9 protein-coding genes and 4 tRNA genes are annotated in these 14,620 nt (G+C 41.8%); 4 read left to right on the top strand and 9 right to left on the bottom strand.

Going from position 1 to position 14,620, the window contains the following annotated elements:
- Window positions 1–412: 412 nt before the first annotated feature.
- The 8 genes from ACTQ9S_RS07070 to ACTQ9S_RS07035 form a co-directional block, all read right to left on the bottom strand.
- Window positions 413–487 (bottom strand) — tRNA-Thr (locus ACTQ9S_RS07070).
- Window positions 488–603: 116 nt separating this feature from the next.
- Window positions 604–677 (bottom strand) — tRNA-Gly (locus ACTQ9S_RS07065).
- A gap of 114 nt (window positions 678–791) precedes the next feature.
- Window positions 792–875 (bottom strand) — tRNA-Tyr (locus tag ACTQ9S_RS07060).
- Window positions 876–941: 66 nt separating this feature from the next.
- Window positions 942–1,017, bottom strand: a tRNA-Thr gene (locus tag ACTQ9S_RS07055).
- Between the two features lie 239 nt (window positions 1,018–1,256).
- The gene (gene trpE, locus ACTQ9S_RS07050) at window positions 1,257–2,753 is read right to left on the bottom strand and encodes an anthranilate synthase component I (RefSeq protein WP_068034466.1); all 1,497 of its coding nucleotides are present in this window, start codon (window positions 2,751–2,753) and stop codon (window positions 1,257–1,259) included.
- 310 nt (window positions 2,754–3,063) lie between these two features.
- Window positions 3,064–4,311 carry an FHA domain-containing protein gene (locus tag ACTQ9S_RS07045; RefSeq protein WP_440454525.1) on the bottom strand — a complete coding sequence of 416 codons (1,248 nt, stop codon included), beginning with the start codon at window positions 4,309–4,311 and terminating at the stop codon, window positions 3,064–3,066.
- 89 nt (window positions 4,312–4,400) lie between these two features.
- The gene (locus ACTQ9S_RS07040) at window positions 4,401–5,255 is read right to left on the bottom strand and encodes an RsiV family protein (protein WP_440454524.1); all 855 of its coding nucleotides are present in this window, start codon (window positions 5,253–5,255) and stop codon (window positions 4,401–4,403) included.
- 188 nt (window positions 5,256–5,443) lie between these two features.
- Complete coding sequence (locus tag ACTQ9S_RS07035) at window positions 5,444–7,066, bottom strand: peptide chain release factor 3 (RefSeq protein ID WP_068325952.1); 1,623 nt, start codon at window positions 7,064–7,066, stop codon at window positions 5,444–5,446.
- Window positions 7,067–7,328: 262 nt separating this feature from the next.
- On the opposite strand from ACTQ9S_RS07035, the gene ACTQ9S_RS07030 reads away from it, so the two are divergent.
- Window positions 7,329–8,678 carry an MBL fold metallo-hydrolase gene (locus tag ACTQ9S_RS07030; RefSeq protein WP_440454523.1) on the top strand — a complete coding sequence of 450 codons (1,350 nt, stop codon included), beginning with the start codon at window positions 7,329–7,331 and terminating at the stop codon, window positions 8,676–8,678.
- Window positions 8,679–8,921: 243 nt separating this feature from the next.
- Here the strand turns inward: ACTQ9S_RS07030 and ACTQ9S_RS07025 are convergent, their stop codons facing one another.
- Window positions 8,922–9,839 carry a hypothetical protein gene (locus tag ACTQ9S_RS07025; RefSeq protein ID WP_440454522.1) on the bottom strand — a complete coding sequence of 306 codons (918 nt, stop codon included), beginning with the start codon at window positions 9,837–9,839 and terminating at the stop codon, window positions 8,922–8,924.
- Between the two features lie 298 nt (window positions 9,840–10,137).
- Between ACTQ9S_RS07025 and ACTQ9S_RS07020 the strand changes: the two genes are divergently transcribed.
- The 3 genes from ACTQ9S_RS07020 (at window position 10,138) to ACTQ9S_RS07010 (ending at window position 14,457) form a co-directional block, all read left to right on the top strand.
- Window positions 10,138–10,551, top strand: coding sequence for an organic hydroperoxide resistance protein (locus tag ACTQ9S_RS07020; protein ID WP_440454521.1), 414 nt, complete (start codon window positions 10,138–10,140; stop codon window positions 10,549–10,551).
- Window positions 10,552–10,791: 240 nt separating this feature from the next.
- On the top strand, window positions 10,792–13,746 hold the full coding sequence (gene polA / locus ACTQ9S_RS07015; protein WP_440454520.1) for a DNA polymerase I: 2,955 nt from the start codon (window positions 10,792–10,794) through the stop codon (window positions 13,744–13,746).
- Between the two features lie 180 nt (window positions 13,747–13,926).
- On the top strand, window positions 13,927–14,457 hold the full coding sequence (locus tag ACTQ9S_RS07010) for a hypothetical protein (protein ID WP_440454519.1): 531 nt from the start codon (window positions 13,927–13,929) through the stop codon (window positions 14,455–14,457).
- The last annotated feature ends 163 nt before the right edge of the window (window positions 14,458–14,620 follow it).

The following is a 14,620-nucleotide window of genomic DNA, read 5'->3' as shown; positions in this document are numbered from 1 at the left end:
GGTGAATCTTCATTAATCAAAGATCGGTAAATAGCTGTTTGACGGCTTATGACAGAATTAAAACCATCAAACCGTTGACGCTAGGGTAGAACTATTAAACTTTAGTTATTAGCATAAACATACTATATGGGCACTATGCTAACATTTTCAATCTTTTCAGTATATGCGGTCATTATAATAGGTAGTAACTTATGTCAGTAACTTATCATATCTTAGTAGCTTACATAATAACTAATATACTGACAGCACTAAAAGGCAACACCTCGGTGTTACCTTTAAATTATCATTTACCGAGTTGACTTTATATTTTTCAATATGAGCGCAGAACTTTATATTTTTGTATAACGTGAATATCTTGGTAACCCATAACTGCACACAACGTTAACGTTGCAAAAATCATATGAATAATAAATGGAGCTCATATTGAGAATTGAACTCAAGACCTCTCCCTTACCAAGGGAGTGCTCTACCGCTGAGCTATATGAGCGTATTTTAGGTAACCCTTATGGGTTTACTAAAAAAAATATCACGAAACAGTCAATAATAATAACTGATTGTCGTGATTAATTGTTCAATAATTATTTGCAATCGATGCCACATATATGGAGCGGGTGGCGGGAATCGAACCCGCGTCATTAGCTTGGAAGGCTAAGGTGTTACCATTATACCACACCCGCAATAACTCTTATGCAAAGTAACTCTTATAGTATAAATACAGAATAATAGTATAAATATAAAGAGTAATTATGTATAGCGAGTATGCTTGGCGTTATGACAAACTTAAGAAAATATGGTGGTGGGAGAAGGATTCGAACCTTCGAAGCTTTCGCGACAGATTTACAGTCTGTTGGGTTTGACCGCTCCCCAATCCCACCTTAGGTTGCTTTGAACAAAATCACTTTAATTTAAAGCAAATTCATAAAAAGCTACTTTGAAAGAGATGGTGCCGACTGCCGGGATCGAACTGGCGACCTACTGATTACAAGTCAGTTGCTCTACCAACTGAGCTAAGTCGGCTTGTTCTCTCAAAGTGGTGGCTATTCTATCAAATATTTTGACAGACGCAAGCTCTTTTTCGTTTTTTTTACGCTTATTTTGATAAAAAACTTCAAGCACTTGATTGTACTAGAGTTTTTTTATACAAAAAAATGCTGTTTATTGCACTTACTATATCTCCCTACTCTACTTTGCTAGGTATTGAGTAAATAGCACCTAGCAAATAGTACTGAACAAACACTATTTAATAACAACAGTCTCTAGCGAATACGCAATCCATCACAGGCCATTTTTACTGCTTTGACCAGTGCCAAGGCCTTTTTGTTAGTTTCGTCCCACTCTGCCTCTGGTATTGAGTCAGCAACTACTCCAGCCCCTGCTTGGATATGTATTTTACCGCGGCGCATTACTGCGGTACGAATAGCAATAGCAGTATCCATATTTCCGTGCCAGCCTAGATAACCGACCGAACCACCAAATACAGTACGGCGGACTGGCTCAACCTCGTCAATGATTTGCATAGCACGAATTTTGGGCGCACCTGATAGCGTGCCTGCTGGGAAAGTGGCACAAAAAACATCAAGCGCATCTTTATCAGGCAGTATCTTGCCTTCGACGTTAGAGGCAATATGCATCACTTGTGAATAGCGCTCGATAAACATTTTTTCGGTGACTTTGACACTACCATATTCACAAACACGGCCAATATCATTACGTCCAAGATCAATCAACATCAAGTGCTCAGCGATTTCTTTTTTATCAGAAAGTAGCTCTTTTTCAAGTGCCAAGTCTTCTGCTTCATCTTGACCACGTTTGCGTGTGCCTGCCAGCGGACGGACAGTTACTGTGCCATTTTCGATACGTGATAAGATTTCAGGAGATGCGCCGATGATATCAAAGCGCTTATGATCATCAAGCGTATAACCGTGCACTAAGAATAAATAAGGTGATGGGTTTAAGAAGCGCAATGCCCGATATACAGCTAGTGAATCACCAGTGTAATCTGCAGTTAAACGCTGCGCAGGAACAACCTGCATCACGTCCCCTTCCAATATATAGTCTTTTATTTTATTGACGTCAGCGCAGTATTTTTCTTGACCGGTTTGTGATTTGAACCTTGGTGTAGGCATAATTGGCGCGCTTAAATTGGGCATTTCAGCGAGCTTGTCTTCGATCTTTTCAAGCTCACGAATGGCAGCGCCATAACCATCCTCATTATTACAATCTGCATAGACGATAATTGACAAGGTATTTTCGAGATTATCAAAGACAATCACACTCATCGATAGCATCAGCCACATATCAGGTAGCGACATTGGGTTCGGCGCATCCGATAATCCAACGCTCGGCTCAATAACTCGTACCATGTCATAACCGAAATAGCCCACTAACCCACCGCTGAAACTCGGTAACGCTTTTACCTCATCTACCGTTGGCATTTTATATTGCGCCATAAGCTTGCGAATATAATCAAATGGATCATCAACCGCATCGATATCGATTTTGTCATCTTTTTTGATGGTCATATAACCATCCGTATACTGCAAAATTAAGTCACTGCCCAGACCAATCATCGAATATCGTGCCCAACGCTCACCGCCTACCACAGACTCGAATAGATAAGCTGAACCGCTTAAATCACGTACTTTAGAAAACACAGAGACAGGGGTTTGTGCATCCATTAAACGTTTTTTGACAAGGGGCGCATGGCTATATCCCTGTGTCTTAAAGGCATCATATTCTTCAAAGGTCATCATAGTAAACAGTCTCTTAGCACAAATTTGGCAAAAGATAAAAGTAGTAAAAACAGGAGTAATAGAATCACAGTACAAGCTTAATATTACGATGAATAAAGCCTGAACTAATAAGAAATTGGAGACAGACCAAAATTAATCAAAACTTGGCTAGCCAGTATAACAAAACTGGCTAGCGTTAGTATGGTTTAGGATTACTGGACAGTTCGTACCTCTATCGTAGAACCTCTCAAAAAGGCGAACAGTAAGACAATTAAGCTAAATAATTCTTGCCTAAATAAACTGCCAATACTAGGGCGTGTTGAACGAGTTATCAAACGCCGCCCATATTAAATAACCACAAAGCTATTCCGATAATAAGAATGACGATAAATACCCAAATAAACCAGCTACCACTAGGTTTTTTCTCTACATATCCTACATTGGCAGGATTATCGATAGCTTGATCCATCGCATTATTGCCTTCAGTACCCAAATCACGCGCCTGCCCTAGATTAGCAGTCCCAGAGAACTGCGCAGTTGCTGCTTGCTTGGCACGTAGTACATCTGGATCAGCTTCTTCTTGGAGTGTTGTTTTGGTCGTCTTGTCATGCTCTGGAGCGACTTCTGGCTCTTGATGAGCTACTGGCTGCTTCGTCGCTACAGACTCGTTGGCTGTAAGCTCATTGTTTAGTGGCTCATTGTTTAGCGTCTCTTGAGACTTATCATTAGACATCACTGTCTCCTTTTCTGCTGCCGTACTTGGCGCTGAAGTTGGTTGAGAAGCAGGTTCTGCTATCGGTGCAGCTGGCGTCTCTGCTGTCTCACTGTCCGCAGATGACAGCACTTCTGTAACTATCGTCTCTTTGACTACTGGCTCGTCCACCTTCTCGTTCAATACTCTTTCGGTCTTTACGCTATCCATCTTTGTGCTATCCACGCTGTCTACAACCGTATTTTCTTCGGTAGTGGGCGCTACGGGAGAGACTACTGGTGAAGAAACAACCGAATCCGCATCTATTACTGACTCATCAAGCGTCTTAGTTGTATCCTGAGCGTCAACCTGAGCTGACTCCAGCACTGCTGGCTGTTCTGTAGGTGTAACGACCACAGAAGGGGCTTCTTTTTCTTGTTCGTCCGTATTAGCTACTTCAGATACTTCTGCATCAGATGACGTAACGTCAGCTTGCGTACCAATTACTGGTTTAGCTCCTGATTTAGCCACTGGTTGAGCTACTGGGGCGGCAACTTTAAAAACAAAGCTAGCAAAACCAACAGTATCGTTGGCATTAAGATGCGTGGATTTATTCCCTTCAATACGTTTATCATTGATAAAGGTACCGTTCGATGAGTCCAAATCCTTAATATATAAATCGCCGTTTAAGACACTAAGTAACGCATGGTTGCGTGATACTGACTTGCTTCCTAGCACTACATCATTATCATTCCCACGTCCGATAGATAAGCTATCATTAACGGTTAACGTTAAATCGCCAAGCGCCTCTGTTAGCGCATTAAGCTGCCAAGTAACCGTTTCTGCTTCTGTCTTTGACACATTATTCTCATCTAAGTTGCTTGTCATTTTGCTACTCCTTATTATAAAAATTTTGTTGAAACTGTTAGGTAATACCGCTTATTTAGTCATGCTGCAACTGATTAATTATTGCTATCTTATTTTGGAATGAAATGAGGTTTGATAATATTATCAAGTTTGCTATATGGAATACTAAGCACTGGCATACCGTAAGCATATGGCCCGATAGAGTAATGCTGGTAACGAATATCGATACCTTTATCAGTCAATGATACATTATCACTTAAGGTAAATGGCCAGCTTTTCTCATAGCTACCAACGTCATCAGCGACCGTGCTAATCCACTTTTTATAAGCATCATATGCTAACGCTTCAAAACGCGATTCTTTGCCCTTCTGCAACATGTCTGCTAGCTGTATTTGCTTTTTGCTACTTTGATCAAATATGAGATATTCACTAAACGGCATACCATGAGCGCCACCCGTAAAGACATAAGAACTTATCTCAAACAACTCAAAATTATTTACATGACCCAAATATTCAGGCGTGATCATCAAGTTATAAACAAACGCACTGTCCTCAGGTAAATCAGCAAATTGTGAGGCAGTAAAGTCGTCAATGGCCGCTTTAACATCTGCTTGAGTACTTTTATATTTGATAGGTGCTGACTCAGACGGTTTACTGTTGACGACTAAATTATTAATACGTGCATTGGTAATATCGTTTATCCAAGCGTGATTGGTTTTAAGATATTTGACCTCAATCTTTGGACAGTTTTCACGCTCAATACAGCGCTCTTGTAAACTTTTAGGCAAATTATAATCGAGATAGTCTGTCGTACTGATGAGGGTAGAGGCATTGGCAGGTAGGATAATTGCACTCAACAGGATAGCACTACCAAAAACCGTAAGCGACTGTAGACCACCATTTATAATGGCTCTGCGCTTAGTTTTTAGACGCTTTATGGTATGAGTCCGAGTAGCTTTTGACATATATCCTCTTTAATTAATAGACGACATTTACAGATATTCTACCGTAATCATCATTGGTTATTGTAGGAACACTGTTTTAGCCGTTAGATTTTTAGCAGTATTTCTTTATTTTAAATAAAACACCTAAACGAAAAAAGACACGGCTGGCGTGTCTCTTACTAAAAATATGTATGATTAAATAATTAATTTTAATGCTCGCGTGTACTACTGAATGTCACTTCTGGATAGCGATCCTGCATCAGCTGCAAGTTGACACGTGATGGTGCAAGATAAGTTAAATAACCACCACCATCTAATGATAATTGGTCATGAGCTTTGCGTTTAAACTTAGCCAATGCTACCTCATCATCACAATGAATCCAGCGTACCGTTGCGATAGATACCGGCTCAAAAACACATTGTACTTTGTACTCTTCTTTTAGACGATGTGCGACTACTTCAAACTGGAGCACACCCACCGCGCCCAAGATTAAATCGTTATTAATCTGCGGCATAAAGACCTGTGTTGCGCCCTCTTCGCTTAACTGCTGCAAACCCTTTTGTAAGGCTTTAGATTTGAGTGGATCTTTGAGCACCACACGGCGGAAAAGCTCAGGGGCAAAATGTGGAATGCCGGTAAAGTTCAGCACTTCACCTTCGGTGAAGCTATCGCCAATTGAGATAGTACCATGGTTATGCAAACCGATAATGTCACCTGGGTAGGCTTCTTCTAACGCTTCACGGTCACCCGCGAGGAAAGTCAGAGCATCGGCAATGCGTACCTCTTTACCCAGACGCACGTGCTTCATCTTCATACCTTTCTCATACTTACCTGAGCAGACGCGTAAGAATGCAATACGGTCACGGTGACGCGGATCCATATTTGCCTGAATCTTAAAGACAAAACCAGTAAAATCAGGCTCAGTAGCGGAGACTTCGCGCTCATTAGTAGGATGAGCTTTAGGGGGTGGAGAATACTTCACAAGCGTATCCAGCACCATATTGACACCAAAGTTACCCAATGCGGTACCAAACAATACTGGTGTCATCTCGCCAGCTAAAAACGCTTCTACACTAAAATCTTCCAGCGCCATTTGTACCAGCTCAAGCGACTCTTCAAAAGAGTCAAACATTAGCTTACCCAAACGCTCACGGATATCAGGATAATCATAGCCTTCGCGAGTTTCAGCGACGGTCATATCACCGCCGTGACCCTTTTGATAAAAATAAGTTTTGTTTTCAGTTAAATGGTAGACACCAATAAAATCCTGTCCCATACCAATGGGCCAAGTTAGCGGAATACATTTAATCTTAAGGACAGTCTCAATCTCGCTAAGCAGCTCAAGCGGTTCACGAATCTGACGATCCAGCTTATTGACAAATGAGATAATCGGCGTATCACGCATCCGGCACACTTCCATCAACTTGATGGTACGTTCTTCAACACCTTTAGCACCATCAACCATCATCAGCGCGCTATCCACTGCGGTCAAGGTACGATAGGTATCTTCACTAAAGTCGGCGTGACCCGGGGTATCGAGCAGGTTGACCACATGGTCTTGATACGGGAACTGCATGACTGATGTGGTAATTGAGATACCACGCTCTTGCTCCATACTCATCCAATCTGAGGTAGCATGGCGATCAGTTTTTCGGCCTTTAACTTCGCCTACAACCTGAATCGCTTGACCCCATAGCAAGAGCTTTTCGGTCATGGTGGTCTTACCAGCATCCGGATGCGAAATAATAGCAAAGGTGCGGCGTTTAGCAACTTCGCGGGCAAGCTTAGCTGGAGATAGCTTGGTTGCTGGGAGTTTAGAATCTGCGCTCATAATGGATAACTTATCGTTAAATTTTGGAAGGAAATAGCAGGATATAACAGTAGGTATGAAGGATTTTAGTGGGCGTATTGTAGCGGATTTACGCCTAAAATGCTATTTTTACTGGCGTTTACTGGTGTCTTGAAACAATATGCATACTCATAATATATAAGATAGTACAGCAATCATAATACTTACTTGATACCCTTTTCTAATATTAAGCTTTGATATTAAAAGTATGTACTCTTGATAACTATATAGTAAGGAGATGGCTATGCTGCTCGAAAAGATTAAGACACCCGGACTTGCGCATTTATCTTATCTAGTCGGGTCAGGCGGGAAAGCTATAGTGATTGACCCGCGTCGCGACTGCGCAATTTACGTAGAAAAAGCGCGCGCAGCAGGGCTTGAGATTACCCATATTTTTGAAACCCATCGCAACGAAGATTTAGTTTCGGGTGCACCAATTTTAGCAGACATGACGGGTGCTACCGTACTGCACGGACCGAACCCAGAACAGTCTATCGTCTATGCTCAAACAGTACGTGACGGTGATTGCTTCACCGTTGGCCAGCTTAAAATTCGAGTACTAGAAACGCCTGGCCACACTGATGACCATCTTGCTTATGCGCTATTCGATACCGCTTACCCAAAAAAGGCCGTTGGAGTTTTTACCGGTGACGCGCTATTCGTTGGTGATGTTGGGCGTACTGATTTCTACCCTGATCGACGCGAAGAAGTCGCAGGCCTGCTTTATGATTCGCTACAAAAGATCTTAGCGTTAGGCGATCAGGCTATTATTTACCCTGCCCACGGTGCTGGATCAGTCTGCGGATCAGGCATGGCAGAGCGCGAATTTTCTACTATCGGTCACGAAAGATTAAATAACCCACGTTTACAAATCACAGACCGCGACGCCTTTATACAATTCAAGATTAACGAAAATCACTACCAGCCGCCGTATTTCAGACTAATGGAACGGCTCAATATGGAGGGTGGCGATGCGCCTCCGTTGGTTATTCGACCACGCAATATTTCGCTCCAACAACTCAATAGCTGTAACGCTGATCATTTAATCGATATTCGTGAGCCAATGGCATATGCTTCCGGTCACCTGCCCGGCGCTATGAGTCTACCTGTGGGCATGATTTCCGCCTTTGCCGGATGGTTCATCGGAGAGGGAGAAAGCTTAGCACTGATTGCATCTAATGAAGAGCAGCTTACTACTGCTATGGAACATCTGGTGAGAATAGCTTTTGATAATGTTATAGGAGGTTATGTCGGTGTGGTCCCTGCTGCCGCGCAAGGTCAGAAGATGCAACAAACGCCTATGATCGGCACAACTGAGGTTGAAGATCGCCTTCATAACGCTGAAAACTGGACACTGCTCGACGTCCGTGACGCTGACGAACGAGCGACCACCGCGATTGAAGGGTCACAGCATATCTATGTCGGTGAGCTTAATGAACGTTGGCACGAACTCGATAAAAACCATCGTTATACATTGATGTGTGCCAGTGGCGCGCGAGCGACGGTAGCGGCAGGATGGCTAACGAGTCGAGGTTTCGACAAGCTTGATATTTATCTAGGTTCAATGGGGGCATGGAAAGCCGCGCATGACTGATATCTTAAACGCGATTATTTTTCTTCTCGAAGCGAATGCCTTCTTTTAGTTAGCAAATTTTTGAATAGTCGCGTTTAAATTAATTATTGCCTTAGGCTTAGCTGATACTTGGGCGATGGCAATAATTTCTTAAATAGCACTGACGGATTATTTATCTCAGACGAATAATCCGTAATCTGGCTCATATAATTTATTGATAACACGTCCTAGAAAAACTTATGTTAGAACTACTTTTTAGATTTTTTAATAATAGCGTTCGATTTGCTCTGCTAAGAAATCGCCAGCTACGTCATTGACCAATGTGCAATCAACAACCCCGCGACGACTGTCTGTATTAGGATTAGTCGTACCTTTAGTCACATAGTCCACTTCGTAAATATCTCCTTTATAATCAACACCGCTATATAAATACGCAGGCTGATTTTTGGCTTCAAAAAACTCTACTTTAGCCGCTCTTTCATCATTGCCCGACCCTACTCTAAATTTAGTAGTGCTGAATTTGCGATTATCATTAAAACGCTCTTCTGTCGCCTCAATCCAATCGTCAAGCGTTTGATAGATGGTTTCATTTTTTGCATTAAAGGCTAAGAATAACCGCTCGCTAGTCGTTACAGGGATATAGCAAACTGACCCAACTGGGAAGCTGGCATCGGTTGCAATCCTAGGATAATTATTCAAATCAGTACGAATACCATTACTATTAGTTAGCGTATTGCCATCGTTGTAGCTATCGGCTTTAACCCCCGATAAATCAAGAGTCTGGTAAGTGGTTTCATAATCAAATTTATTATTACTATTGTTTTCATAAACAGGACGCTTAATCGTACGCCTATTTACTTCAATATTTTTATTTTCAAGCTTACCTTCAAAGTTATCTGCCAATACTGTTTTGTCTAAATCATTGATCCCTAGGTTACGGTAGTTATTAACAATATTCCTAACTTTAATCTCACGCTCACCAGTGCGATAGGTCTCATTGATGCGCGCAACAGCATTAGCATTCGCTTGATTATCATAACTACTATCGAAGCTCGTTATCGTAAACTCGTTGCTATTACCTGAACCAAAAATCCCATTGTCTTCATCGTTGCAGCCAGCGAGAGTAATAGCCAATAAGGAGATGGTAAGCGGAGCAAGTAGTCGTTTATTTACTTTTTTCATCGCAGAGTGTCCTTATTAGTGAAGATGGTTTAATAGTAAAGGTATTGAGCTATGGTTGTTCCTGACGCTAGTAGCATACCTTTAAATATTTATATTATATTCCTAGCTTACATCAATACTGCTGGAGCGTGTACATCAAGCATGTACTTAAATTTACTAACCTATAAGACTTGCTTACAAATTGATAGCATAGGTTTACTACCGCTATATAGAGTTACGTTAAAAATTTGTTATGCTGGTCAAGTTATATGGCTAACAAAATGAATTTACTATAAAAACTGACAACAAAGGATGTGTTATGAAAACTTTATATTCTACCAAAGCCACTACTACTGGCGGCCGTGCAGGTTCAGCTAGCTTAGCTGATAGCGATCTTAGCATCAATATGGTAGCACCAGGTTCTGGAAAAGAAGGTAATAACCCAGAGCAGCTTTTTGCCATGGGCTATAGTGCCTGCTTTGATAGCGCACTTGGTGCCGTCAAACAAATGGAAAAGGCCAAATTTGACTCGACCACTCAAATAGAAGTAGATTTGCTGCAAGGTGAAGGTCATGATTATAAGCTAGCAGCGAAAATTCACGTGACTGGCGAGAATACAGACTTATCTGCTGATGAGTTCCAAAAACTCGTCGAAAAGGCTCATCAAGTCTGCCCGTACTCGAAAGCCACACGCGGTAATATCGATGTTGAAGTGACTTCAGAAGTAAAATAAGTACTCAACTACTATTAAGTACTCAATCACTGGAGTGTCATCAAATATAAAAAAGAACTCAGCTGGTCTGGGTTCTTTTTTTATTGACCATTGTTTTGGCTCGTACACATCGTGACTGTTTATTAGTTAGCCATCAATTTATTAGTTCGTCATCAATTCGGCAAGAAGGTATTTTATCGTTATAATGAGTGCATCTTTTTACCCAATACTTGCTGCCCAATATTTGATAAGTGACTTTCTATGACCGACAACGATCACAATTCCCACTCGCCTATTAATCCCAATACGCTACCAAACTTTGCCTCCATGCCAAATGTGGCGACGATGGATACCAACCACGTAAATAAAGACCAGCCGCCCTTTATTTTGGTCGATGGCTCTTACTATCTATTTCGCACTTACCATGCCTTGCCAAAAACCATGCAAAACTCTCAAGGCTTAATCACCAACGCCATACGTGGGACGTTAAATGCGCTATTGAAATTAATGCGTCGCTATCATCCAACCCATATGGCGGTCTGCTTTGATACCAAATCGCCGACCTTTCGTCACGCGATGTCAGAAGAATACAAAGCCAACCGTCCAAAAATGGATATTGAGCTGGCTGAGCAGATTCCTTACATTCATCGTTTGGTGACGGCACTAGGGCTTCCTCTACTCCGTATCGAAGGCGCAGAAGCTGATGATATCATCGGTACGCTTGCCTATCGTGCCGTTGCTGAAGGCCATCATGTGGTCATCTCGACTGGTGATAAAGACATGATGCAGCTGATTAATGACTGTGTGATATTAGAAGACAGCTTTACAGGGAAGATTACTGATAGCGCAGGCGTGGTCGAAAAATTCGGTATTAATCCTAAGCAGATGATTGACTTTCTGACCCTCATGGGCGATTCGTCTGACGGCATCAAAGGCGTACCGGGTATCGGTAAAAAGACTGCCAAAGACTTGCTTAATGAATATGGCACTATCGACAATATGCTAACAAACGTCGCCGATATCAAAGGACGCGCTGGCAAAAATCTGGTCGAATATGCCGATGATATTCCGATGAATGCGCAGCTGGCAACTATCGTTACCGATTTAGAAATTGGCCAAGACTGGCAAGATTTAAAAATCAATACTGATCCTTGTGCTCACATTGATGAGCTAAGGGCATTGTACAATGAGCTTGAGTTTAGAAATGAGCTGGCCTCACTTGATCATCCCAATCATCCAGCCAACGGCTCGCAAAGTGTCGCCAATAGTCAGGCGGATGCTGAGTCACAAGCGCAAATCGCTAAATCTCTTCAATCAAACACCATTGATAATGTCACCGACAGTAAAAGCCATGATAGAGCATGGCATACGATTTTAGACGAGCCCGCTTTTAACAGCTTAGTTAAATTATTAGAGTCTGCGCCGCATTTCGTTATCGATACCGAAACCACCAGTGTCTATTGGCGTCAGGCGGAATTGGTTGGCTTGTCTTTTGCGGTAAAAGCGCACGAAGCCTATTATGTTCCGCTCACGCATAGCTTAGAAGGTGATGAGCTGACTGCAAAGCAACTTGATCGCGACACAGTATTAGCAAAACTTAAACCTATTTTGGAAAACCCAAAAATTGGCAAAATCGGTCAACATCTAAAATATGATGCCCATATCCTCAGTCATTACGATATTGATTTAGTAGGCGCTATTCATGCCAGCCCTAATAACTGGGCGATGGATACTATGCTTGCCAGCTATGTCATCAATGCCGCCATTACTCGTCACGGTATGGATGATCTGGCGCGACATTATCTACAAACACAGACTATCAGTTTCGAGGATGTCGCTGGTAAAGGTGCTAAACAAGTCACCTTTGATCAAGTAGCTATCGATATTGCCAGTGACTATGCTTGTGAAGATGCCGATATTACTTATCAGCTATTTGATTTATTCAGTAAGACATTGGCTGATGACGAAAATAACGCTAAATTGCTACACGAATTAGAAATTCCAACCGCCGAAATACTCTGCCACATGGAAGCAAACGGTATTTTAATCAAACGTTCATTCCTAAATGAGTTATCCAAACGTTTTGATGAAGAAATCATCGCCCTAGAAAAACGCGCTTATGAGGTCGCTGGTGAAGAATTCAATTTAGGCTCTCCTAAGCAACTTGGTGAAATGCTGTTTGAAAAGCTTGGCGTCATCGGTGGCAAAAAAACCAAGTCTGGTCAATACTCTACTGGTGAAGCGGTGTTGTCAAAAATTGACCACCCGTTAGTAGAAATCGTCCTTGAATATCGCGGGCTGTCTAAGCTTAAAAGCACTTATACCGATGCGCTTGATAATGTTGCAGATTCTGAGACTGATCGCGTACATACTAGCTATCATCAAGCGTTAACTAGCACAGGTCGTCTATCATCCACTGATCCTAACTTACAGAATATTCCGATTCGTACTGCCACCGGCCGTTTGATTCGTCAAGCCTTTATTGCACCAGAAGGTCGCGTCATCTTAGCAGCAGATTACTCACAGATTGAATTGCGTCTTATGGCGCATTTTTCAGGCGATAAAAACCTGACTCACGCCTTTAACGAAGGGCTAGATATTCACGCGGCTACTGCTGCTGAAGTGTTAGGAAAAGATGTCGCTGATGTCACCCCGACCGAGCGTCGTAATGCTAAAGCCATTAACTTTGGTCTGCTCTATGGCATGAGTGCCTTTGGACTTGCCAAGCAACTACAGATGAGCCGCGGTGAAGCGCAAGATTACATCGATATGTACTTTGAGCGTTACCCAGGCGTCAAAGATTATATGATCAACACTCGTGCCAGCGCCCATGACAAAGGCTATGTCGAGACTATATTAGGCCGTAAGCTCTATACACCTGATATCACCCATAGCAATCGCATGGTCAAACAAGGTGCTGAACGTGCGGCAATTAACGCGCCACTACAAGGATCAGCTGCTGACCTAATCAAACTGGCCATGATTGCCGTCGATAAAGTACTACCTAAAGAGCAGGCGAAAATGCTGCTACAAGTCCATGATGAATTAGTATTTGAAGTAGATACTGATAAAGTGGATGAAATTAGCCAACTCATTACTGATGCGATGCAAGATGTCTTGACGACCACCGCTGTTGAAAAAGGTTGGAAGGTAGACTTTGCTGTGCCGTTATTGGTTGAGACTGATAGTGGTGTGAATTGGGATGAGGCGCATTAGATTGGCAATATTAATAATGGGATTTGACTAATTAGTTATTATTAATAATATTATACTATTCAAATTAGCGTTATAATAAACGCATATTAAATTATCCAGTCCTAATGAGATAATTTGCAGTTTAAAAGTGAGCCTTTGGGTTCACTTTTTTATTTCTTAAAAAATCAGGAGCCCTTTATTTTGGCTACAGATGGCATCATCGAAGTCCCCGGTATTATCCTTATAATATTATGTTTAGTACGTTGCGCGCAGTATGTAATGCAGAGTCACAGCAAGCAAAGTCGTTATTTTTGGCTAGCATCAGTGCTCGTGTTTTTTGCGGTAATTCGTCGCGAGTTGAACTACTTACCAGAATTATTTATTCCAAGCGATTTTTCGCTTCTTAGTCATTCTTATGATTGGTGGGAAGATAGCGTACTTACAGTTGTCTATATCCTCATTGTTGGATTACTCACCTATTCATGGCGTTATCTCTGGGCAGTATTAAAAGATGTTGACGTATCAATATATGTCATCGTCGCCGTATTGGCGATAATACAATATATGGGTGAGAACGCGATTATATTCCCTTATGCCTTTGGTGGGATAATTGAAGAGTCGGCAGAGACCGCTATTTACGGCATTGCTTTGATTTATTTGTGGAAATTTAATTTAACTGATTTCAAAAGTCAGACAGCAAAAAATCTAGATTTAGAGACTGCAACGCGATAGCAAGTAGAGTTGATTATGGTATCTACCTTAGCGATTAACTTCGCTTATTAATTTGCTATACTAAATATAAGCACGAGGGACGATAGCAGTTTTGATTTTGTTAATATTCGCGCAATAGGTATAGCTGAATATTGCCACCTGACGTTGTACCTCGATTTACTCG

The sequence above is a fragment of the Psychrobacter sp. ASPA161_9 genome, from assembly GCF_051970275.1.
In the GTDB taxonomy this organism is placed as follows: Bacteria; Pseudomonadota; Gammaproteobacteria; order Pseudomonadales; family Moraxellaceae; genus Psychrobacter.
Note: the sequence above shows the minus strand (reverse complement) of the source record. Positions and strands in the feature narration are given on the sequence as shown.

What these genes read in the sequence shown, in the direction of transcription:
- ACTQ9S_RS07030 (WP_440454523.1), top strand. Translation starts at nt 7,329, where the DNA reads ATGCTGCTCGAAAAGATTAAGACACCCGGACTTGCGCATTTATCTTAT.
- ACTQ9S_RS07020 (WP_440454521.1), top strand. Translation starts at nt 10,138, where the DNA reads ATGAAAACTTTATATTCTACCAAAGCCACTACTACTGGCGGCCGTGCA.
- ACTQ9S_RS07045 (WP_440454525.1), bottom strand. Translation starts at nt 4,311, where the DNA reads ATGACAAGCAACTTAGATGAGAATAATGTGTCAAAGACAGAAGCAGAA.
- trpE (WP_068034466.1), bottom strand. Translation starts at nt 2,753, where the DNA reads ATGATGACCTTTGAAGAATATGATGCCTTTAAGACACAGGGATATAGC.
- ACTQ9S_RS07025 (WP_440454522.1), bottom strand. Translation starts at nt 9,839, where the DNA reads ATGAAAAAAGTAAATAAACGACTACTTGCTCCGCTTACCATCTCCTTA.
- ACTQ9S_RS07040 (WP_440454524.1), bottom strand. Translation starts at nt 5,255, where the DNA reads ATGTCAAAAGCTACTCGGACTCATACCATAAAGCGTCTAAAAACTAAG.
- ACTQ9S_RS07035 (WP_068325952.1), bottom strand. Translation starts at nt 7,066, where the DNA reads ATGAGCGCAGATTCTAAACTCCCAGCAACCAAGCTATCTCCAGCTAAG.
- polA (WP_440454520.1), top strand. Translation starts at nt 10,792, where the DNA reads ATGACCGACAACGATCACAATTCCCACTCGCCTATTAATCCCAATACG.